Annotated in this window: 16 protein-coding genes and 1 other RNA gene; 16 read left to right on the forward strand and 1 reads right to left on the reverse strand. The window is 34.9% G+C overall.

Going from position 1 to position 24,230, the window contains the following annotated elements; genetic code table 11:
• The first annotated feature begins 20 nt into the window (after window positions 1-20).
• From ABMA72_RS13035 to ABMA72_RS13105, 15 genes are all read left to right on the forward strand, one after another.
• Window positions 21-3,785, forward strand: a complete 3,765-nt coding sequence (locus ABMA72_RS13035) for a hypothetical protein (RefSeq protein WP_393057421.1) — start codon at window positions 21-23, stop codon at window positions 3,783-3,785.
• 46 nt (window positions 3,786-3,831) lie between these two features.
• On the forward strand, window positions 3,832-4,647 hold the full coding sequence (locus ABMA72_RS13040; RefSeq protein ID WP_393057423.1) for a hypothetical protein: 816 nt from the start codon (window positions 3,832-3,834) through the stop codon (window positions 4,645-4,647).
• A 10-nt stretch (window positions 4,648-4,657) separates the two neighbouring features.
• On the forward strand, window positions 4,658-5,239 hold the full coding sequence (locus tag ABMA72_RS13045; RefSeq protein ID WP_393057425.1) for a pyroglutamyl-peptidase I: 582 nt from the start codon (window positions 4,658-4,660) through the stop codon (window positions 5,237-5,239).
• Between the two features lie 183 nt (window positions 5,240-5,422).
• Window positions 5,423-5,887, forward strand: coding sequence for a hypothetical protein (locus ABMA72_RS13050; RefSeq protein WP_393057427.1), 465 nt, complete (start codon window positions 5,423-5,425; stop codon window positions 5,885-5,887).
• A 4-nt stretch (window positions 5,888-5,891) separates the two neighbouring features.
• On the forward strand, window positions 5,892-6,440 hold the full coding sequence (locus ABMA72_RS13055) for a hypothetical protein (protein ID WP_393057429.1): 549 nt from the start codon (window positions 5,892-5,894) through the stop codon (window positions 6,438-6,440).
• Between the two features lie 111 nt (window positions 6,441-6,551).
• Window positions 6,552-6,919, forward strand: a transfer-messenger RNA (tmRNA) gene (gene ssrA, locus ABMA72_RS13060).
• 292 nt (window positions 6,920-7,211) lie between these two features.
• Window positions 7,212-7,592: a helix-turn-helix domain-containing protein gene (locus ABMA72_RS13065; protein WP_392858970.1), complete on the forward strand. Its 381-nt coding sequence runs from the start codon at window positions 7,212-7,214 to the stop codon at window positions 7,590-7,592.
• A 12-nt stretch (window positions 7,593-7,604) separates the two neighbouring features.
• Window positions 7,605-8,651 (forward strand): tyrosine-type recombinase/integrase, encoded by a 1,047-nt coding sequence (locus tag ABMA72_RS13070; RefSeq protein WP_392858972.1) that lies wholly within the window; start codon window positions 7,605-7,607, stop codon window positions 8,649-8,651.
• A gap of 353 nt (window positions 8,652-9,004) precedes the next feature.
• Entirely contained in the window at window positions 9,005-9,985 is a 981-nt protein-coding gene (locus tag ABMA72_RS13075; protein ID WP_392858975.1) for a hypothetical protein, read from the forward strand.
• Window positions 9,986-9,996: 11 nt separating this feature from the next.
• A complete protein-coding gene (locus tag ABMA72_RS13080; protein ID WP_392858978.1) occupies window positions 9,997-10,626 on the forward strand; it encodes a hypothetical protein in 630 nt (209 codons plus the stop codon).
• Window positions 10,627-10,638: 12 nt separating this feature from the next.
• On the forward strand, window positions 10,639-11,259 hold the full coding sequence (locus ABMA72_RS13085) for a hypothetical protein (protein WP_392858980.1): 621 nt from the start codon (window positions 10,639-10,641) through the stop codon (window positions 11,257-11,259).
• Window positions 11,246-12,403, forward strand: coding sequence for a hypothetical protein (locus tag ABMA72_RS13090; RefSeq protein WP_392858982.1), 1,158 nt, complete (start codon window positions 11,246-11,248; stop codon window positions 12,401-12,403). The genes ABMA72_RS13085 and ABMA72_RS13090 overlap by 14 nt, the downstream gene beginning before the upstream one ends.
• Entirely contained in the window at window positions 12,396-12,635 is a 240-nt protein-coding gene (locus tag ABMA72_RS13095; RefSeq protein ID WP_392858983.1) for a hypothetical protein, read from the forward strand. The genes ABMA72_RS13090 and ABMA72_RS13095 overlap by 8 nt, the downstream gene beginning before the upstream one ends.
• Window positions 12,625-15,711 carry a hypothetical protein gene (locus ABMA72_RS13100; RefSeq protein WP_392858985.1) on the forward strand — a complete coding sequence of 1,029 codons (3,087 nt, stop codon included), beginning with the start codon at window positions 12,625-12,627 and terminating at the stop codon, window positions 15,709-15,711. The genes ABMA72_RS13095 and ABMA72_RS13100 overlap by 11 nt, the downstream gene beginning before the upstream one ends.
• 9 nt (window positions 15,712-15,720) lie before the next feature.
• Complete coding sequence (locus ABMA72_RS13105; protein ID WP_392858987.1) at window positions 15,721-21,219, forward strand: FG-GAP-like repeat-containing protein; 5,499 nt, start codon at window positions 15,721-15,723, stop codon at window positions 21,217-21,219.
• A gap of 1,602 nt (window positions 21,220-22,821) precedes the next feature.
• On the opposite strand, the gene ABMA72_RS13110 is transcribed toward ABMA72_RS13105, so the two are convergent.
• Entirely contained in the window at window positions 22,822-23,613 is a 792-nt protein-coding gene (locus tag ABMA72_RS13110) for a helix-turn-helix domain-containing protein (protein ID WP_392858988.1), read from the reverse strand.
• 135 nt (window positions 23,614-23,748) lie between these two features.
• Between ABMA72_RS13110 and ABMA72_RS13115 the strand changes: the two genes are divergently transcribed.
• Entirely contained in the window at window positions 23,749-24,009 is a 261-nt protein-coding gene (locus tag ABMA72_RS13115; RefSeq protein ID WP_392858989.1) for a DUF3892 domain-containing protein, read from the forward strand.
• Window positions 24,010-24,230 lie beyond the last annotated feature (221 nt).

Genomic DNA, 24,230 nt, shown 5'->3' on the forward strand with positions numbered 1-24,230 from the left:
GATCAAAAGGAGAGGGAATCATGATGAGATCAAATGCACTAAGCAGAAAAGTTGTTTTATTGTCAGTTATGGCCATGGCGGCCAGTGCAAATGCGGGACTTCCAGACGAGATTGATTACCGCACCTACCTAAGCTCTTACAACTCAGCAAAATCCCAAAGTGATGCGGCCAGAATGTCTGCCACTCAAATCAGTGATCTTATCCATGAGCTAGCGGCCAGACTTGAGGCCAACGGAAGTGAGATCTCGATCTCTAAGAGAGAAATCGAAGAGGCCATCGCTGTTGTTTCAGACTTGAATGCACAGAATATGAACCTAGAGACAACAATCTCTGAGTTAAGTTTTGAAAACCAAGGACTTGAGCAAGAGCTTCAAAGACTTGCTGATTCACTCGGTGACGTAAATAGCGATATCAATCGCACAGAATCTGAGCTTGCTGGCCCTCGAAATACGGCCCGCAACCTAAGGCGTGCCCTTGATTCAGTTCTCTCTAGCCTTAGAACAAATGATGATCGCCTGGGCAATGCTCAAAAGAAATTAGATCGAACAAGAAATCAAATCAAATCCCTAGAATCAAATATCTCAAAAGCAATTGATGAGCGTGACCGCTTAAATATCAAGCTTCCAAAGATCCAAGAAGAAATGAAATCAAAGAAACAAGACCTTGCCCAAGCAACGTCAAAGGTTTCAACTTTTGAGTCACAAGTAACAAGTGCTCGCACAAAGCTTCAAGCTGCAAATACAGAAGTTAGTGAGGCCCAGGCCAAAGTTACTCAAATCGAAAATAAAATCTCAAAGCAAGAACAAGCTGTTAAGCCTCTTGTTCAAAAGAGAAGTAATCTTCAGTCTCAATTAAGCTCTGCTCAAACGGCCCTGTCGGCAAAGACAAGTGAGCTTGAAAAAGCAAAGAGTGAATTAGAGAGTGCTAAGTCACAAATTGATGGCCTTAAATCAGAAAGAGGAACTCTTGCTTCTCAAAAGACTAATCTTGATAACAAGAGATCGGTTCTAGAAGCTGAAATGGTACAAGTAGAGCAGGCCCTTAAGGATTTAATGGCCGGTGATCGTAATGACCGTGGTAATGCTAACCAAATCAAGAATCTTAGAGAGCGTCGTAAAATCCTAAGAGATAAAATTCAACAAACGAAAACACGCCTAGCAAAAGTTGTTGCTGATCTTGAGCAACTTAATAAGAAGATTGCAAAGGCGCAAAATACAATCAATGGTGGAAGCAATAAGATTGCTATCCTTGAGTCTGAAGTTAATACGAAAAAAGGTGAAGTTAGAAATCTTCGTCAAGATATCAAGGCCGTTGAGGCCGAGATCGCACAAGCGGCACCTCAGCTTGAAAAACTTAAGCAAAGACTTGCTTCTGCTAAGAGTGAACTTAACTCTGCTAAGACTACTCAAGCAACAGCGAAGTCTACTCTTGATAAGGCACAAGCTAAGCTTGCTCAGGTGAAGTCAGATATCAAACGCCTTGAAGGTGATATTGCTTCTCTAAGAGATCAAAAGCAAAAAGCGACACAAAGAGTTGCTCTAATCGACTCTGATCTTAAGAAGTTTAGAAATGAGCTTAATCGCGAAAAGAATCAATTTGAGACTCAACGTCGTGAAGTTGGCTCACTTAGAAATACACAAAAGGCACTTGTGGCCGAGCGCGATTCATACCAAAGAAGACTTTCAGTGGTTGAATCAGATATCAAGCTACTTGTTGATCGTCTTGATTCACTTCACGTAACAAGACTTGAACTTGAAGAAGAATCTCAGGCAAGAAGTGAAAGACTTGTTGCTAACCAAAATATCATCGCTGATTCATCTCAGCGAATCATGCAAAACTCTAGTGTGATCGCATCGAAGAGATCACAGATGGCAAGTAACGAAGATCGCATTGCAGATCTTGAAAGTGAAAGAGGCCGTCTATTAGAAGATAAGCTTGTGAAAGAAGAAGAATTTGCAAGAGCAGACACTGTTGCAAGTGATCTTGAAGATATCACAAATGAGAAATACCAAGCATACCAAAGCCGTAGCAACCTTTACGTTCAATACGAAAGAGATGCAAAAGCTCTTGGAGCTTCTCAAGGGGAAGCCGCTGGTGCAACAGCAGGAGAGTACAAGGCAAGCGCTGATGTCCAAGAAGATGCAAACTTCTTTGGAAGTGCCAACGGGAAGAAGCTAGGTGAGCTACGTGGCTACCTTGCAGGCCTTATGGATGGTAAAGAAGACGGGCTAACAAAAGGTTATGAGGCCGGTGTTAACTCTCAAGCAAGCTATGATGAAGGATTTGCAAAAGGATATGAAGCAGGTGTTGCAAAAGCTAAGAGCTTAGCAAAGTCACAAGAATTTCCAAAAGGATATGAGCAAGTTAAGAGCGAGACTTTCTCAAGTAAACCAACAAATAGAGTGATGTTATCAAATAGTGTTAACGGAAGCCTTTTCTTAGAGAAAGCCTTCTCAATGGCACAAGAATTTGTTTCACCAGCTTTTGAAGCATTAGATTTTACCGCTCCTGAATACACAGCGTCTCCTGAGTCTTTAAGCTCAGCTTTCAACTCTAAAGTTGATAAAGAGATCGCAAAAACTCAAAGAGAGATCGAATCTTATGAAAATGATCGTGCAAAAACAAAAGCGCTTCCTCAGTATGCGTACACTGCGCCAACTCGCATCGATATCGATGAAGACTTCAAAAATTGCTTTGATGTTTACAAAGGTGTTAATGAGTTCAAGAAGGCATGTGGTGCTTCTTACGATGCCGCTTATAAAGCTGAATTTAATGTTAGTCACAAAGATACTTACTTCGCAGGCTACGTGGACTTCTTTGAGAGTTCTCGTGATGAAGCTGCCGCTGGTAACTTTGGGGCCGAAACGCAAAAAGGTTTCGACAAGGCCTACAAGACTGCCTTTGCTGAAGCTCGCTTAGAAGGTGAAGGGGTTGCATTCAAAAATGGTGCAGCTGATGGCCAGGAAGCTGGATTTGATGAGAATATCCAAGCAGCTAAAGAAGAAATGCTTGCTCTTGGTAAGTCACAAGCAAAGAAGCTATTTGCTAGTAACGCTGTTGTTCGCCTAAATCAATCAGCACAAACAAGTGTAAAAACTGAAGATGCAAAAGGTCTAGCTCAAGACGGAAAATTCTCTGTCGGACTTGGGCTAGTAAACTTCGGAAAGCTAGCTTCAAACCGTGGGGCAATCAGTGCAAGAGTCGTAGCAGCGACTTCAAATGTTGAGATCGTAAACTCTCGTGCAAACCTAAGAGTTCTACCTGCACAAGCACAAATTGAACTAACTGATGTTATCCAAGCTAAGGTTGCAAATAACGCTCGCCCAGGATCAGATATCGAAATGAAGATCGAGTTAACTTACCCAGGTGATGAGCTAAGTGGAAGCTACACTGAAATTGCAACATTCAATGCAAACGTTGTGGTTAACCCAGAAGTTCAAGTTGCCCTTGATTTTGATGACAAGGTTAAGGATCGCAAGTGTACGCTAGGTCTATTTAACTGTAAGTTTAGAAGCCACGATGTAAAAGTAAAACTAACTGGTCTACGTGACTTTGTTCCTGGAAGCTACGATGTTGCAATCAGTGTACTAGAAGGGGATAAGTTTGTTGAACTTAAGAAAGGATCAACTAAGGTTGCAGCTCCTGGTCGCGGTGTAACAGCAACTGGTGCATTAACTTACAAGTTTAAGAAAAAGACAAAAGACGACAAACTTAAGTTTAAAGTCGATGTTTCTTACAAAGGCGAATTACTACAAAGTAAAGTATTCGATGTAAGAGCAAAATAGAAAAAAAGCCTCCGCAAGGGGGCTTTTTTTTTGCTAAAATTTTCCCATGAAAAAACTAATCCTAATCGCATTTTTAAGTCTTAGCTCTTATGCAAATAACTGCTCAAGTCTTGAGGCCATCGCAGACAATTATAAAAGTGATCTCAAGGCCGAACTTCAAAAGACGTTCTATCCCGAAGACGCCGAAGGCCAGGCGCAATTTCGCACAAGTGTTGGCCAGAAGCTTAACTACCTAAAGGCCCTAAAGCATCAGGTGGATGTGTGTTATCAAGACTATCAAATGAAGGATGAGGTTTATAATTGCAGTCTTTCTGCTGATCTTCTAAAGTCACGCCACCCTGGAGGTCTAACGACAAGTTATACTGGAGCGATCTCTACTGATGGTGATTGCATGGCCTATCTCTTTCTCGGGCATACCATGACTCGAAATCGAGAAGGCAAAGTCGTGCTAAAAAACCTTGGCGGAAAATTTGAAATCAACACGCTTTATAAGTGCAGTGGCGCTTATACAACGGAGGAAGATTCATTTCGTAAAATGATCTTATCAGGTGATAATTTCTTTGTGATGGATCAGTACATGATTTATCGCACCGATGTGAAGGTACTTGGAAAGAAGTATGTGACGCAAAACCTTCTTGAGGTTGATTATAAAGATTCGGAGATTGTCTTTCATTACGGCGCAGCTGAACTTGCTATATCGACAAAGGATGGAAGTGTCATTCGCACAAACTTCCTGACGATGGATGAGGTGAGTGAGGGACGTTGTGAGACTTCGTATAGTGAAAAGAATAACTCAATCTATCCACGCACAAATATTGACGAAGAGGCGTGGGGATTTAAGTTAGAATACGTGGCATACTGAGATTTATGATATGAGAGCAAAGAAAGTTTTAATCACAGGCTTTGATGCCTTTGGAAATAATCTTATTAATCCAAGCGGCGAAGTGGTGGAGGCGACCACGGCCAACTTCTCGCACCTTGAGGTTCACAAATTAATTCTACCTACAGTTTTTGAAAAGAGCTTGGCCATCTTAAAGAAGGAGGCCTTCTTTTTAAATCCCGACTATATCATCTGCTTTGGCCTTAATGAAAAGGCCCAGGAAGTAAACCTCGAAGTCCTCGCTCACAATCTAAACGATGCAAGCATCGCAGACAACGAAGGCAATTGCCCCGTAAACGAAGTGATCTTTGAGGGAGCAGCTGCAACTCTCGATTCCACTCTTCCCATAGGGGAGATTGAAGACGCCCTTCTTGCTGCGCAAATTCCCGTGGCCATCTCTCGCGACTGCGGACGCTTCGTGTGCAATCACGTCTTCTATGGCATTCGCCACATAATTGAAGAAAAAAAGATGCGCGCCAAGGCCGGCTTCGTTCATCTTCCAAGCTTTGAGACCATGGGGCTCAGTGATCAGGTTGAGGCGCTTGAAGTGATTTTGGCGGTGCTTAATCACTAGAGCCTTTTCTCTTTAAAAATTTCTTATTTCATTTTGGAAATATTTCGTTTTTGAAATGAGATTGGAGTAGCTTTCGTTAAATTCAATATTTACGAGGGAGACTCTATGAAGAATTTGATGATTATTTTAACGACTTACAAGTAAATTTTGGAAGACCTCAATTTAGAGACTAGGAAATAGAGAATGAAATTTTCAAATAAAACGAGCTTATATTTATGGCCATGCCTTTTACTTTCACCAGTACTAGGATATTTCTATTCAATTAATTATTTACAGGGGAAGTTTAGCATAAGCATTTCAATCTTATTCTTTCTCATTGCATTTATGATTATCGTTTCAATATTTGGCCTCATTTACAATTCAATATTAGGACATGAGAGTGGGGTTAATGTAGGAAAAATAACTCAATTTAATCAAGTTCGTTCATTATTGGATTTACTAGAATATTATGCTGGCGTTTCACATATTGCTGGTGCGATTACTGTTGCAGGTATAACTTTTTATTGTCTTGCTCTGAAAGGTACAAGTTTTGAATTAGGAATGGCCTTGGCGGTAAGTGCTTCAATTTTTAGTGGGTTTCTTTATCTCTTTGTTTCCCAGTTACTTGTGGATTTATTTAATTATAGATCAAAGACAACTAAGGAGTAATACGATGAAGGGGATGCATCACGGAAACTCTGGTAGGCTACAGCTTGGAAACTTGGAATCAATTATGAAAAATAAAACAATGAACAGATTAATGGTTTTCATTCCACTTATTGCAGCAGCATATTCTATGATAAAAAGTTATAGTGAGTATTCAACCCATGACAGTTCAGTTCTCATATGGATATTTATTTTACTTGAGGCTTTGCTTTCTCTGTTTTCTGTTTTTGCAATAGAACTCATTATTCTAGGAGTAATTTATAACACTGTAAGAATTATGAAGCCTACAGTTAGAAATGATATAAAAAATTGTAATGAACTTGGCCAACTATTTAAAAAAGTGGTTTTAAATTCTCACAATGTGGAAATACTTGGTTATATTTTGCTACTCAATCTATACCTATATAAGAATATCGATTTAGAGCTCGGTTATATTCATGGAATTATTCAACCGCTACTTGCTGCGATTTTATTAGTATGTGCCCTAGTTCTAATTAAGAACCTGATCTACTTTGGTGCTTCTTTAGTTAATCTAAAAAATGAAGATGAAAAATAAAGATATGTGCATAGCGTTGATTGTCGATGGATTTCTTTTCAGATATGAAATGCTGTGCTATACTGCCGCTTACGTATATTTGTTCCAAATATCCGCAAGTCAAAATCTAATGGGGGTGCCCTGGTTTCGACGGGATGGTTGACAGGTATCCGGGCGTGTCCAGGTTGGTCTCCACGGTCCTGGTAAAAAGGAGTCCACCGTTAATTGCAGACGATTATGCAATGCCAATGGCTGCCTAATTAATTAGGATTAGTCTTGTGAGGCGCTACTGCCAAGAAACAGAATGTAGCAATCCAGTTGAATCTGCTGGTTAACTAGGTTTCGAGCCTGCCGGGGCATCTCGTTAATCACTCACCGGGGTTTGCCGAGGTCACGTATCACGGACAGTCTTGTCTTCTGACGATAAATGAAGACTACGCACGTAGGCCGCTATCAAGACGTCATTTCGGACGTGGGTTCGATTCCCACCACCTCCACCATCGGATTCCGGTGGTGGAAGCCCTCTTTCCTTAAACATTATTAAAATCAGCTACTTAATTACAGTAACTTGCGTTTTTATCAGACACTTTGACCTGTCTTAACTTGTCTCAAATTGTCTTGATGTGGCTATTTGTGGCTAACATTTTGGCTATAGCATTTTTGATGAACTATACAGTGTAGCAAAATGCCAAAAAATGCCTAAAAAATGCAGTTAAGTTTCTGATTTTAAACAACTACTCAGTGTATCGGTTTGGGCTACTTAAACGGCGTTTTTACACAAAAGGAGTAGTTATGACGGCCAAGAAAAACGAGAAAAAACAGACAAAGAAAAAGAACAGAAGATGCGATCTCAAGGTCGAAACGAGAGAAGGGAAACTTCTTAAGTATCTTAGAGAGTCACGAAATTTATCAGTCAGGGCCGTAGGCAGAATCATGGGAATCTCAGAGTCTACGGTTAGTCATTCTGAAAATGGAAGGCGAGATCTCACCAAACCAATCATTGCAAGCTACCTTGATGTTTACGGTTACAGCTATGAAGAATTCGAGAAGATGCTCCACGGCGATATTATTCTTCCTGAGAATATGCGTGGCGAGTGTATCGAAATAATTAAAAGGCTTGAGCCATCTAAACTAAGAGCTGTTAAAGCTTTTTTGAATACCTTCATAGGTTAAGTGGAGGTCGCAATGGGAATTAAATACGACAGAGAAAAGAAACATTACGTGGTCACGTACCACAGAAGACATCCTGTAACGAAGCAATCTAAAAGCATAAGGCGTCAGGGAATTAAGACTAAGTATGAAGCGGAAAGGGTATACAAAGAATTAATTATCAAAATGGGGGAGAAGTTTAACGAGAACCTTCATCCTCTTTGGCCTGATCTAGTCGAGAAGTTTTTAGACTACTACGCCAATTGTGGAATCGCTAAGAACACGCTCAAAAATTACGAGCAATGTATAAAGGCCAATACCTTTCATATTTGGGGAAAGAAAAGAATTAACGAATTTAGTACTTCTGAAATTAGAGATTTCATCTTAGATGACTGTGCAAAGTTTTCTGAGGCCCATCGAAAAAGTATGCTTAAGTATCTACGAGCCGTCTTTAGGTACGCAGTTGAGCACGACATCATTTATCGCGATCCTTGCCCTAGACTTAAATTTAAAAAGAACGAGAAAATCAAAAAAATGCTTAAGGAAGAAGAAATAAAGATTCTTCTACGAGAAGCAAAAGAAAGAAACCATGAATGGTTTCCTGTCTGGGCTGTGGCTTGCTACACAGGACTTCGTAACGGTGAACTATATGCTCTTAAGTGGGAGAACGTCGATTTTCAAAATCGACTTATCTATATCACCCATTCTTGGAATAAAATTAATGGCCTTAAGACTACTAAGTCGGGAGACGACAGAGTCGTTGAAATTGCTCCAAGCCTTATGCCTGTCATCAAAGAACTTTACGAAAATAAAGAAGGGGAGTTTGTACTTCCAAGGATTAGGGATTGGGAAACAGGCACTCAGGCAAAGCCATTAAAAGACTTCTTAAAAGAATTAAATCTACCTCTTATTCGCTTCCATGATCTTCGGGCATCTTGGGCCACGATCATGCTCTCTAAAGGGATTGAGCCCATTAAGGTTATGTCCATGGGAGGCTGGAAGGATTTGAAGACGATGCAGATTTATATTCGCAAGTCTGGGATTAATATTAAGGGGATAACTAATGACCTTAATTTTATATAAGAGATACGAAATATGATTATATTAAATTTTATATGCAACTATATAGGTAGCTTCATAAGTAAAAGATTTTTTTTCAGCTTAAATTTTTATTTTCCCCAAGACTATTTTCAAACATCTTCTGACTTTAAACCTTTTGTTGTTTTTACTTTTTCTTAAGGATTTCTTTAGATTGAGATTCAGAATAATTGCTTGGCCCGTGTAAATGTTTTTTGTTCTCCAGGGATAAGGTGTGTCATGTCTAGAATAAAGGTTTAAGGAGTTAACTTTCTGGAAATTGACTTCAAGTTATGCCTTTGAAATCTTTATTTAAATTATTTTTTACTCATAACAATCTGCTTAAGGAGAGAGCGAAAATGAAAAAACGCATTTCATATGTCGTAGGGACATTTTTATTTTTATTGATAATACAACAGGGTTACTCATCAGGAGCGATTAGACTTGTATTACCGTATCTTACGGGTGATTTTACTTTATCGACTATGTCAAATGGTGAACTTGCGTATGACACTTCAACTAAAAAAGTAATTGTTAAGATTGACGGTCTAGCAGAAGAATTAAATCCAACTCCTGAAGAACCAGTAAGAAACGTCGAAAGATTCCCTCATATAAGCAGTGCTCCGAGTTCTGATTTTTTTAATGACGCATCTATGGTCTATAGTAAAATTGGTAAAGGAGCTATTTATATTGGTAACGACTTCTTAGTTAACAGTACAGAAATAGTCTGTAAATATAGTTCTTCCGGTACAATTAGTAATGGGCCAGGGGCTTTTGATGGTTCTGTTCGTCAAGGCTCATTTACTATGTACTTATACTTAATTAAAGATGGTAGCAACTTTAATTGTATTCTTAGCTACAATTCAAATGGTCCTGAATCACCTTATGACTCTAATTGGATATTGGCTCAAACAATCTTAGGTGTTGTAGAGACTGAAGGGAATGTGACTACTCATATAGGGGGATATCGAATGATATTAATTGATAGTAATACTGTTTCATCTCCTAACGCTTTTCCTGAATATATTGCACCAAGTATGAAAGCAATTTATTTTCAGGGAGTAAATTGTCCTGCACAAGGAATGAATTTTAAACTTCAAAGACCATATGTCGTAATTGATGATTATACAGGCCAAACTACAACATCTTATCTTTTAAATACAGAAAATAGATGTGCTTATTGTGATGAGGCTACAGATCCCTGGTGTAAAAAGAAACCTGGTGTTGCTGAAAGATATGATTTGCTACCAAACAATGAAATATACTTTGAGGCAGCGACTGGTCCACAATATGAACTACTGTTTAATAAGTGGATAGAAAGACAACTAAGGTCAAATTAAGGAGAATATTTATGAGATATATTTATTGTTTATTTTTAATTACTTCTTCATTTGCAAATAGTCTAAACGAAGATTTTGTAAAATTGGTAAAGAAGACAGCTTCTGTATATACATCGAACTCACAAATTGATGTAAATAATAGCGACAGACTAAATTTTGAAACACTTTTAGATGCGCAAAAAGTATATTTAACGATTAAAACAGAAGCATTAAATACAACTGCTGTTACTGTCATTAATAATGCTCAACAGTCTTTAGTAAAGTCCAAAATATTGCCTGCACCGCCTGTCATAGAGTTTGGGGATTTAGATCTATACATTGGAAATAATATTGAATGTACAACTGAGGGGACAAGTATTGGGCCTACCGATACAAGTTGTATTGGAAAGAAGTGTAAGTTAAAGCATATAGTTATTTCTAAATGCAATGAAACAGATTGTTGGAATACTGATTCAACTGTTGATCGCTTACTTCAATCTGAATTATCGGGATCTTTCAGTTTAAATGAAAAAGTTGATATTACTAGTTGCTTAGAAAATAATCTTGAAGGAATGAAGCATAATTTTTTCCTTAGTGAAGGATTGGAAAGTAAGGGCGGCACGGTTCAATATTCAATCATTCTGCAAAATGATACAGAATAAGAGGAGAGACAAATGAACAGGATTTTATATATCTTACCATGTCTATTATGTCTCATGTCGTGTGTTGAAGATAATTCGACAACAGATTCAAATTTAAAATTTCGTGAAGCACTTTTACGTTCACGAAATATAGTTCAGGTAAGTAGAAATATTGATCAATATAATAGTTTAAATCTTAATTTTAATCTTAATTTTGAAACACAACTAGTAGAACTTGCGTATTCTGTTAAGAAGCCGAATAACACAGTTATAACGTTGTTAAATAAAGATAGGGTTAATAGCTTAGAATTCAAGAAAAATAACAGTATTGCAGAAGGTAGTGTTGACATACTACTTAATGGCACATCAATTAGAAATTGTTTAATTACTGAGTGTGTTGAGACAAAGTGTACAGGAGAAATCTCAGATAACTTAGAGGGATTATATAGTACTGAAAATATATATTTAAACTTACAGAAGATTAAAGCAGGCACTTGTGGGACAGTAAATATGGCTAATGGAAATAATGTAGTTACATTTCAGCATATTGTAGATCCTTTCGGAAGTGACTATCAAGCACTAAATGTAAAGGCAAAAGTAATAACTTACAATGTAAGTTATGGGCCAAAAGGAGTTAACGATGTCTTTAATTAATCGTGGTCTATTTTTAGCCTTGCTCTCTATTTCTGCCATTGCAAGTACTCAGAGTGAGTTGCATCTCAAAGCTTCTGAGCAGTTTAAAAATCGATATTGGTTAAACGGTATGAAAAGAAATCTTGAGACCGCCTATTATCTTGAGCCGGGTAAATCAATTAATGTAGAGCGTTTGGAGAGTGGTTTATCTTTTATTTCGAATACAATTACAAGTCTATTAAATGAATCTGTCGGTTATACCTTATTCAATAAATACTTTAGTGAAAATAGGTTTTCTTCAAATGCAGATGTTTTAGATTATACGCAAGAGATAAACGTTTATAACTCATATTATAGTCTTAAAAGTAAATGGCCCTCTCTATTTTCAGCATTAACCGAAATTGATTGGGGGGATAGTGGCCCTTGTGAGATCGATATTTTAATAAATGAAAATTGTGGTCGTATATCTAAGGTTAGTTATGTATTTTCTAATATGTCTAGTTCGCAGGCTAATTCATTACGAGTCTTAAATGAAGGTGTCATAGATGAAACAAATGGTCTACTTAAGTCAGGTTTAAATATTGATTTAAGTGAACACTTCTTCAATCTATTTCAATTTTATCAATATTCAGACTCTATTGTCACTTTGTTAGACACTAAAGTTTATAACCTTGGAACAAATGATGTTGTGAAGAAATCTAGATTTATTGAATTAACAAGAGCGCTCTTGTCGCAAGTTTTTACTGAAAGAGGTGGGATTCTTTTGAATTCAAGCCAGTATGAAATTGATTTAGATCCAAGTTCATGTGATCAAGATTGTAAGGTTACATATTTTAAAAATTTGTTAATTTCAGAAAATAACGACATTTCATCAGAGATAACTGATCTGATTTTCGATCAGAAAATGATCAAAACAATATTGAATTTATATTTGTCTCTCGATGAGGCAGGTAAGAAATTATTGAAAGTGAATCTATATAGTTATCTATCAGAAATTGTAGGACTAGATGTATTTGATTCCAACTTAAATCATGTTTTAAAGGATAAGGTAGTTAATTCACTGAATTATACAACTGAGTTATTAATACAAAATAATGATGTAATTTCATTAAAACTAGCGAAAGAAATCCAGTTGTTTTTAAGAAGTTGGGGGAGTGATGTATAAAAAATACTTTTTTATTCTTCTATTTTTTGGGCTTCTTTTGAGTATTGTATCCTACGATTCTTTTTCAAGTAATAAAGATTCTAAAATGGTGAATATTGAAAAGATAGCTCTTTTAGAAAAAGAATTGGTGAGAATAAATAGTGTGGATTTTTATTCATCAGACAGATTAGATGAATTAAAAATAATTAAGCAACGACTATTGAAGTTAAAGGCGATTAAAAATGAAAATTAAATTATTACTGATATCTTCTTTTTTTGTATTATGTACTCAAGCATATACAACTGATGAACTGCTTGCAAAGACATCAATTGCTCTTGGAGATGCGTATTTAGAAAAAGCTAAGGCACTTGAAAACGATGTTGTAAAAGTATTAAAAAATCAAGAAATTGATTTCACAAATAGCCTTAGTCTAAATAATCGTATTGTAGAAGATTACCTTAACTTTAGAGATTTGGCTCTTGAGGAGTATAGAAATGTATATTGCTCTGGAGTAGAATGTCCAGAGGGGGTAGGGAATCTAAATCTAGGAAAGGATTTTTTATTCTATAAAAGAGAAGCATACTCAAAAGCTGAACTTTTATTAAGTGGTGCTGCTAATCTTGGCCGTATTTCTAATGTTGCAGATGTGTACGCAACAAATTTAGACTTTAAAGAGCACTTGATAAATAGATTGAACGGCTTAATTTCTCAACAAAGGAAATATGACGAGTTAGCAAGAAGCTTAAATAAGAACGTTATTGACCTTAAAACAGCTTACATCAATGAAGACTTAAACGTAGTCGGAGTCGATCAGAGTGTGATCCGTGAAGAAAATTATCTTTTAAGTGAGCAAAGTCAGTATCAGGAGTATTTATCATGTGTAAACTCTTATGAAGCACAAGATCAGTTTGAAACTGAGGAGTATAAAAAAGCAATAGAACAGTATAATCTATTAGTTAAGAATATTGACTCCAATTTTGATAAAATTTATGATTACAAATACTCGAATTCAGCAGGAACTGAAACATTTAGTGTTAAAGCAAATTTAGGATGGCAAGATACAGGTATCGAGTTTGCTCAAGGAGAAAAGGTTAGAATAAATGCATCTGGCTCTTGGGCCAATCGAAGTGCAACCTCTTTTTTTAAGGCTGATCATATATACGAAAGTGTGAATGGCAATATTGATGTAATGTTCTTTAAGTCTGTAGGTAAATTTTTAAAAAATGCCGTAAGAAAAGTTGTTGGAACATTTACTGGTCTTCTAGGAGATACTTTACCCGAGCAACAAAAGCTTTTGTTACAAAATATTGAGGTAAGTGATAATCATATTGTTGATAGAATTAATACTGGTACATTAAAGTCTGGTCCTGATGGATATTCCTTTTCATTTAGTAACTCTGCTTCTAAAGGAGTCTCGAATTCAACAGGAAAAGGAGTGAGTGCTGGTTTTGGTACTGGCTTTTTTAGCGTAGGAGGAAGTGCAAGCCAAGGTTCTTCAGAATCACTAAACAGTAGTGCTGGAGTTGGTGGAACGTATGGTTTTAAGCTTAGTACGAGTATTGTTCCTAATATTCCTTTAGGCACATTAATAGGGTCTTACTGTTCTGAAGTTCCAAATGGATCAAACTGTGAAGTTTTTGAAGTTGGTGCTGATGGAGTTTTTGAAATTGATAATTATATTGAAGGTGGAAAACTCTGGTTAAGGTCAAATGATTCCGATTTAGCTCTCGCGTTGAATAATGGAGAACTAAATGTTGAAATTAGTAAAGCTACAAAATTTAGTAATTATTTAGATCAGTATTATTCTTGGATGGACCAAGAATGTGATGACTTTGGCGAAAACTGTGGACTATCAAATATCTTAGAGAATATTGCATACATTCCTAATCCCTATTCTTTAGCATCAGACTTATTTGAAAAAAAGTTTCCAGAGTATCCTTCTGAAGTGAAGCAAATTTTATTAGCTGAGATAGGGTATTTAATAGAACTTAATATTATAAAAAGAGATATTAAGCTAAAAGAACACGGGCACGAGTTGACAGATGTTAAGGTAACGCATTGTAAAGAACAAGCTAAATATACGGAAGAGAAAGTAAACAATACTCGAGAACTTATTGCAACATATTCACGAATGAATAAAAGTCGTCAATCAATGTCTTTATTGCTTGATGCCTCAAGAAGGTTTTATGAGCAAGAGCTTGAAGGTTTAAATTGGGTACGTTCTAAAAATTTAGAACGTTTGGATAGATATTATATTCTAGTTGTTAACGCTTTTAATTATTTATACTTCAGTGACTATAGGTCGATAGGAAGTAAAGCAAACTACTTTGAGGGTGATTATTACCACGAAAATATGGAAAGAATGCAGGATCAGATTCTAGATATTACTGCTGAGAATGATTTGTTAAATCCTAATCGAGGATTTGTTGTTTACGATTTAAGCTATGATGAAATGCAAGAACTTATTTCATTAAATCCTAAAGAAAGAAAAACACAGTTAAGAATTAGATTAGAAGATGTTATGTGCTCAGGTTTTGGCCTAAATGATCAAACTAGAGTAATGATCGAAAAAGTCGGGATTTTACTTGATCTTGATCCAGCAAGAGAACATCTCTTTTTTAAAAATCCGTATGTTAGAAGTACTAAATCACTACTTGTCCATGGCTCAGAGAATCAATTTTATGACTTAGATGGAAGGGAGACCGACTATTGGATGCCTGCACAGCAAAGAAGAATCAATGCTTGGAGTAGTCGCATTCTTACTGATGTAAATTCTGATTATACAGAACTTAGAAATAGTCGTTTCTTTGAAAGGCAATCATTTCGAAAAACTAGCTTTGCAACAACTTGGCGTATGGACTTAACTGACCCAATGCTTCAGATGTACACAGAGGGAGATAGCGAGCCAATTCTACAAGGTGTAAAACTAGTCTTCTGGTTTAACTCTACAGAATTATTAAAAAGTGAGCCTGTGAACTACTGTGCTTCAGCTCCTGATACTTTAGAATTAGTTAGTTATGATGATGTTAATCAAACTGCTGATATTAAATGGAGTATTTCTAAAGACAGCGTCGCTTTTGATAATATTGAATCTTTTCAAATTTATACATCTAAGAACAATAATAACGGCTATAGAATATCTGATATTCATAGTTTAGATAATTGTACTGATATGGGTGAATACTTTGAATGTCAAAAGACCATTGACACTGAAGGATACACAGGACTTGAGTCCGTAAACTTCAAGATTCGTTCTTCATATAGAAAAGAAGGTCAGTTACTCGATTATCCGGGATTTTACTCAAAGTCTCTTAAGTTAACTTTGTAAGGTGTATAAGTGCGCAATCAGATTATTCTCTTTGGTTTACTAATTTTTAATACTAACTTACTTGCTTTAGAGGACTATTCAACAGGAATAGTCCCTGAGGCACTCTCTTTACCTTCGGGGCCAGGAACAATTTCTGGCTTTACTGGTGAAGTTGTTGACTCATCAAATACAGGTAATTTTAATTATCAGTATTCACTCTCATTACCAAAGGGTGTCAATGATCATGCGCCTAAAATTAGAATTATATATAATTCTTCAAATGGGATAAGTGAATTTGGGTTAGGTTGGAACTTAAATCTTAAAAACATTTCAAGAAACTTGAGAAATGGTGTTCCTTCATTTCAAGAAGGTGACAGCTTCTATTCATCTGAAGGGGATTTAATAAAAGTAAACTTTGATGGTAATTCTGATAATTGGTATGCACCTAAAATAAATCAAAATGGTAATCGTTATCATCATGAAAACAATATATGGAATATATATTACTCTGACCTGAGTGAAGATGTTTTTGGAGTAAATTCTACATCTCGTCATTCATCATCAAGTGGTACGACAAAGTGGCTTATTAGTGAAGAAAAAGATCGATCTGGAAATCTGATAACTTATCACTACAGTGGCGAGAATTATAAGTATCTTGATGAAATAAGATATGGCTACAATGGTGCTACATATAAATATCAGATTACTTTTGAGTATCAGGAGAGCGATTCTTTTAAAAGTTCATATCGTTCAGGTGTATATGAACAATTAGATAAGCTATGTAGTGATATATATGTGAAGTCTAATTCTGGTCGTATAATTAAACACTATATTTTAGAATATAGTGATTCTAATAATGCAAAAATTCCTTATTTAGAGCGTATCACAGTAAAGGGGGTCGATGATTCAGTAGGAGAGGATATAAATCCACCTGTTGAATTTTCGTACGGAAATAGCATAGCACCTGAAGTTCAATCATTTTCTTTTAATGACTCTATAATACCAAATTTTAAATCGAGCAATACTTTGACAATTGACTTAAATAGAGATGGCCTTGTTGACTATATTGAAACATCTAGAAATGGTCTGAAGGTATGGACTAATAACTATGGAAATGGCTTCGAAGGCCACTATGTTGATAGTAGTTTTATAAATATCTTAGACTCTAAACAAACTAAATTAATGGATATTGATGGAGATAGAGTTGTTGATTTTGTCGTTTCAGGATTAGCGCCAAAGGTATTTAAAGGTGGAGTTGATAAGAATGGTAGCTTTTCATTTTCAAATGAATTTTCTAAGTTATCGCTTCTTCCACATTATAATTATAGTTCAAGTGAAGTTCGAACTATCGATCTAAATGGAGACGGACACTTGGATTTCCTAATCCGTTTACCAGAAAAACTTATTTCAATTTTAAGTGATGGTGAAAGTTCATATAAGAAAATTATTTATCCTTCGCTGTCATCTAAGGCATTAAGTTTAGCAAGTAAGTCTACTTTAATTAGTGACTTTAACGGTGATGGCCTTGTTGATCTTGGAAAAATTGATTCAACAGGGGTCTACTATTTCCCAAGTCTTGGTAATGGTGATTTTGGACAAGTACAATCGATAAGATTTGATGAATCAAATAAAGAAATTTGGCAAATTTCAAAAAACAGTGCTTTGAATAAGTTTATAGCAGACTTTAATGGTGATGGAATAGTTGATTACTTAGTCGCAAATAAAGCTGGTGTTGCTATTGTTTATGGACGATCAAATGGTAGTTTTTCTCCAATTTTTAAATATTTTGATAAATTAATAAATTATTCAGATAAAGATATTCATATTGATATATTTGATATTAATGGTGATGGTGTGTCAGATGTTGTTTGGACAAATTATGAGAGAGATTTCAGATACCTATCTTTTTATAAAACTGGGGATAACCTTTTAAGGTTAATTGATAATAATCAAGGAAAACAAGTTGAAATACAATATACACCAAGTACAGCTTTTGAAGTGGTGAATAAGGAGAATAGTACAGGTGTCTCATTTGCAGCAGTTACTAAAATTAAGACAACAATATTTGGATACCCTTCTCGTTTAATCGAAAAGGATATTCAATATAAGTCACCGTACTATAACGGAATATCTAACGAGTTTAGGGGCTTTAATGAGATTGTCGAGATTAATTTAGGAGATAACTCTAGACCAACATACGTACAAAAGAAAATATATAATCAAGGTGATTTAGATTATTACTTGAAGGGCCTATTAACTGAGAAGTCAATTTTTACATTTGATACCGAAAACATTTTAGGTGATCTTCTAAAGTCCGAACATCATACTTATAATTCTTTTTTATTAGATGAATCTTTTAGTAATGAGAGTAAAAGGGCCAATCTAACAGAAACATTAAAAGTCGAAGGGGATGAATATGGCAATAACACTCGCTCTAATAAAACAACCTATTCATATACATTTCAAAATGGATTCTTAACAGAGTCTGTAAAGTCAGAGTACTCAAGTAGTGATAGCATATATCGAAAGTTAACTCAGCAGTATGCTTTAGATCAGTCTGGCTTATTCTCTTTAAATAAGGTTTGTGAAGAATCACTCTATGACTCTAATGACACTCTTGTCGCATCTCAAAGAGTATTGTATGACGATCTTTCATTATGTTATACGAGTGATGGTAATGTTTCTTCAATCGAAAGATATGATGGATCATCATATGTAGAAAAAACTCATTACACCTATTATAACTCTGGTAATATTAAAGAGTCATATGATGGCCGTAATAATAAAACCTCTTACTTCTATGATGCTAATTTCATTAATTTAACTTCAATTCAAAATCCACTAGGACACCTCGTTTCAGCAAACTATGATATTGATACCGGAACTATGATAAGTTTCACAGATGAAAATTTAAGAGTTCATGCCCTGGAATATGATAGTTATTTAAGGCCTGTTAAAATGATAGGGCCAGCTGATTCCTCTTTATTACCGACTATTTCTTATGAATATAGCTTTGGCTCAAATACAACTTTATCAACGATAATTACTAAAGCAAGACAAGTTAGTGGCGAAGCAGATACCTTTGATGAAAAAGTGTTTCTTGATACTCAAGGAAAAGAAATCTTTAAAATATCAGAAGGAGTTAGTTCTTCAACATATACACAAGTTAGAAAAGAATTTAATATTGATGGACAGGAATATAAAATATATAACCCAATATTCGTTAATGGTTTTAATCAAAATATTACGAACTCTAATGGCCAGACAGTAGTTCAATATGACCCCTTAATGCGCGAAGAATTTCGTTTCAATCCGCAGCATACTACACTAGATCCTTCTTTTATTGAAAATAAGTACGAAGTAGGAAAGAAAACGATATATGATGAGAACAGACATAAATTAATTACTTTCATTGATGAGTTCTCTCGTGTGAGTGAAGTTGAAAATGATCAAGGTCATAAGAACTCTTATTTGCATGATATTATGGATAATGTTACATCTATTGTAGATCCTCATTTGTCTTCTACAAACTTTTACTTTGATTTTCAAAACAGACGAGCTTGTAAGGAAGACCCTACTGTCGGAGTTGTTAAATATGCTCATAATAATGATAATCTTATTATCAGTAGAAAAGAGTATGACTATTTCACTGGTGCAACATGTTCAAACCTAATTGGATCATTTCGAGAAATACAATATGATTACGATAAGCTTGGGAGAAAGGAGCTGGTTGATTATGGTACAGGTTCTACTGCTTCAAATATCGTCTTAAATTATGATGAAGTCTCTTCAAGTTATGGAATAGGAAAGCTTACAAGTGTTAATTATGGACAGGGAAGTAAGTCTTATAATTATAATATCTATGACTCTTTAGCTTCTGAAACTCAGACTACTTCAAGTGGCAGCTATACTACTACATTTGATCACGAGGTGAATGGAAGACTAAATTCTATTGTCTACCCTCAAATCAATTCGAACTCCCTTGAAGTTTTTTATAATTATGCAAATAATAACCATGTTGTAGGTGTTGATTACGTCAAAAATGGCAGCGCACAATCTTCATTAGTTTCTAATGTGAGTTACAATGAATTTAATATGCCAACTTTAGTTGATCGATCTAACGGTATTAGTGATGAGTATGTTTATAACTCGGCTGACAAAAGTTATCGATTACTATCATTGATTATTGCTAACAATACAAATGATCTTTTAAATTACACTTATTCTTATGATAGCAGTTCTAAAATTATTGGAATTGATGAAACTGTATACTCTGAGTCCGAACAATTCTTTTATGACTCATTAAACAGATTAGAAGAGTATTTCTTAAATAGTGTGAAGAAGCGAGACCTAACTTATGATGAAATTGGAAATATCCTTCAAAAAGAAGTGGATGGTGTGGTCAAGTCTTATTCATACGAGCAAGCAAGACCTCAAGTTTTAACAAATTATGATTCAGCTAGTTACACCTTTGATGGCTTTGGGAATTTATCAAATATAGGGACTAAGACATTTAATTTTGATGAAAGTAATCGACTAAATTCTTTTTCAGATGGAACAACTACTTCAAATTATATTTATGATCATGAAAATATGCGAGTTGAGAAATCTGTAGGTACCAATAAAACTGAATACATTGGTAAATATACAGAGGTGAACTCAGGTAATCCTGTTTATCACGTATTCTTAGGCGAACAGAGAATCGCTTCATTCGATTCATCTGGTACATTTAGCCATATTCATCAAAATCACCAACAATCGACAGTTTTAAGAACTGACTCAACTGGAAACGTAGTATTTAACCAAAAGTACTTCCCATTTGGAGAAAGTCGAAGTGGCACAGCTCTAGGTGGTGATTTAAATAGTCTATATACTGATCAATATTATGATAACGAATCCGATGTATATTATTATAAAAATCGTTACTATCTTCAAAATGTAGGACGTTTTGCATCTGCTGATATGTTATACTTAGAAGAGATGAATGAGAGAGGTATGAGACCACTTGAGATGAATGTTTATTCTTATGTTGGGAATGATCCAGTCAATAATGTTGATCCTAATGGCTTGGCTGGTTTGTCTTTAGGTGGATCAGGATCAGGTGGTTTAATAAGGATGGCAGGGAAAGAGTATGGTGTAGTTGGTACAGTAGACTTTAACCCTATTTCAAAAAACTTTCTTAGAACGGAAGTCGGTACTTTTGAAACAAAAACTAGTAGCTTTGGTGTTGGAGGTGGCGCCAGTGTTAGTATGAAAGTTACGGCAACTATAGGAAATGATAATATAAAAGAATTAAATGGAATCTCTGGTGGAGCTTCAGTTAGTGGACCATTTTTAAAAGCAGACGGTGGTGTAAGCTTAGGAGGGTCTGGAGAGGGAACTCCTGTTGCATCAGTTTCTTTGGGTGTTGGTACTCCTACAGAAGTTTTCGCTGGAGGACATGTTTCTGAAACAAAGACACATGATAATAATACAAAAGTTTTATATGATGGACTTTGGAATAATTTAATGGAATTTTTTCAACAGTGATATCTTCAGCATTTATTTATTTAAGCGTTAACTTGATATTGGTGTATCCTTTAGTTTTATTGGGATCCTTATTAGTAGTTATCGGTATTGTAAAGTTATATTTAGTGAATAGTAATAGTAATAAGCAGAATGGGAAAATCTTTTATACTCAATTTTCCAATCCAAAAAAATGGAGTGAAAGTGATAAAAAGAAGGCAGAACATGCATTATATTTTCTAGTATTAGGGATTCTACTTATTTGTTTGCCTTTATTCGCTTCAAATCTTATGTTGAAGAATTAGAGTAGCATTTATACTTTTTAATATTCAACAACTTGAGTTATAAAGGGGAGATGATGATTAGGAAATTAAATGACCTTCAGAGTTAATAGGCTTCTATTATTTGGGATTACTGTAGCTTTTCTTATTGGTTTATTATTGTTAGCAATTACTCCTGGAGTAAGCCTTGAGAAAAATGAAGTTAAAATGGGATTTTTTTTTCTAATAAAAAATATGAACTCGTTATTTTAAATGATAGTCTAATAAGTTGTGGCCTATGTATGAATTCAGAAATAGAAATGTGTGGGGATAACTACATAAAACTAATACTTAATACAAAAAATGTAAGAAGTAGCAAGTTACTCAACCATTTAGAAAATACTATTATAAAATATTTTCTAATTATAAGGTTAGGTAATGATGAATTGGGAAACATTGCTTTTTCTACATTTTCTTATAGTGATCACAACTTAACAGAGTACTGCGTTGAGAGGTTTGGTCACGCTTGTAGCGGGGCTAATTTTAATGAGAAAATTCATATAGTTAAACTATTGATTTCACCAAGTATGCTCAATAATTCCAATTTTCATGGAAGACTAATAAAGAAAATTAAGGAAAATTGCTCCAATTATTTTTAATCTTTGCATATGGGAAGTGGTTATGCGGAAGAAGCGGCATAATAGATAATATGAATAGTCCAGCAGAGCTCAATAATGTCGAATGAAGTTTTAAAATATGTTCTTTTGTTTAACTTCTTTTTAATGATGGGGAGTTTTCTTTATATGGCATTGTATCGTTTGAAATCAATAAAGCATATAAGAAAGCTAATAAGTTTATTAAGAAGTGAGCAACCAAATAAATGGTTCGAGAATTGGTATACTGACCCAACTGTATTTAAATCATTAATCGAAGTGAATAAAGTTCAAGATTCAGATAAAGTAATAAAGCTTAAATTGGACTGTATATTACGTGTAAGAAAGACAAAGTCCCACTTGTTCTATTGTTTAGTTATATTCATATACAACATTCTTATTTTCGGGGTTATTAAATGGCTAGATAGTTAGGTAATTAATTTCTAAGGTTATATAGTCTTATTAGGATACGAGTTGAGAAGTCTGTAGGTATAAATAAAACTGAATATATTGGAAATTAAAACAGAGGTGAGTTCAGGTAACCCAATTTATCACGTATTCTTAGAAGAGTAGAAAATCGCTTCATTCGACTCATCTGCTACATTAAGGCATATACATCAGAATCATCAACAATCAAGAGTTTTAAGAACTGATTAAGTGCAAATTCAAGGTTTAAAGTGTTTTGTTGAGTATAGTAATTTGATTATATTTAATTAAAGGTTAATGACTTTCTTCTTTATATAGTCGAAGTCATCAAGTCTAAGACCTATATGTTGTACTATCTTTTTAATGTAGCTTTCCTCTTCTTCTGCGAAGTCATTATCAGATTTTGCAGTAATTATTAGGAGCCATACTAAAAATCGCTTTATTGCATCAGTTTTGAAATACTTTGGAGATGTCTTTCCTAGATATGTTTTCTTATTCGCTCTGTTTATTGATGCTTTCTCTTGTTCTGTTAGAGGAAAGCTTAGGGAGCTCATTAATTCATTAAATATAATCTTCTCTTCAGTTGTTATTTTATTGTCTATATTTATTAGAGAACTCATGTATTTTAATACTTCGATTGTAACTTTTCTTTTTTGGTTCTCTGTTAGCTTGTCTGTAATTCTATCAAATGGTGATTTTCTAAGAGGTACTTCATTAAGGCCAAGGTCGGCCATGATTATTGGATCAGTTATAAGGTGATGATGTATTATGTAGTAGTTCTTATTTGAGATTCCTGTTTGAAGTACTGGTAGAAAACGTAAATCTGATGTTTCCTTTGTTTCTGTATTGTTTTTTTCTATTTCAATTGAGTATATTTCTTCTAGTGTACAGTCATATAGATTTGCTAGCTGTATTGCTGTTTCAATATTAAGTTTTATTCTTCCTCTTTCAAAATCGAAGATTGCCATTGGCCTTAAGTCTAGCTTCTCTTCCACCTGTGCCTGTGTATATCCAGATGACTTTCTTATTTTTTTAAGATTCTTACAAAAATTTAATTCATTAAAGTTTTTATAGCTCATAAATTACCACTCAAAGTTTTATAAATAACTTATCGTCTATATTTTTTTCAATGTTAGAAAATAAAATTGATAAATATGTCTACTAAATGTAAAAGGTTGACTTTAGAAACAAATCTCACAAATAGGGAGGCAGAAATGGCTACGAGAGAGATTAAGAAGGTGAAAAAGGACTCAAACGATAACATTCTTGGTGTTTGTAACTTGGGTTCTGATTGGTCACCAAGGAAATCATCTGAGGTAATCTCAGATATCAATTTAGGACTTCACTCTTACTTCGTTAATGTAGGTGGGAACAAGGTAGATGTTCTAGTTAAGTCAAACGGAGGGAGTGAGTATTTAACGACTGCCCCAGATAACTATAGCTCGAACAACTTAGATAACTTACCTCCTTGTTAAAAGGTTGTTAAAAGTTAGCTATGCTACAACGGAGCGTGCCTTTAACTAGGTACGCTTATTTTTAAGAAAATTGCCAATATTTCGTGTATTTCATCCAATGTTTACAATTCTATTTTGAATAACTCCTCTTTTTCTTAAGAATATCTTTAGAAACAACTTCGGATGCCTTTGTTAGAGTACTCTTTGTGTGTAGGAGTAGTGCAATTTCTTGAGTTTTGTCA

Origin of the sequence: Halobacteriovorax sp. CON-3 (assembly GCF_043196995.1) — a bacterium.
Classification (GTDB): Bacteria; Bdellovibrionota; Bacteriovoracia; order Bacteriovoracales; family Bacteriovoracaceae; genus Halobacteriovorax_A.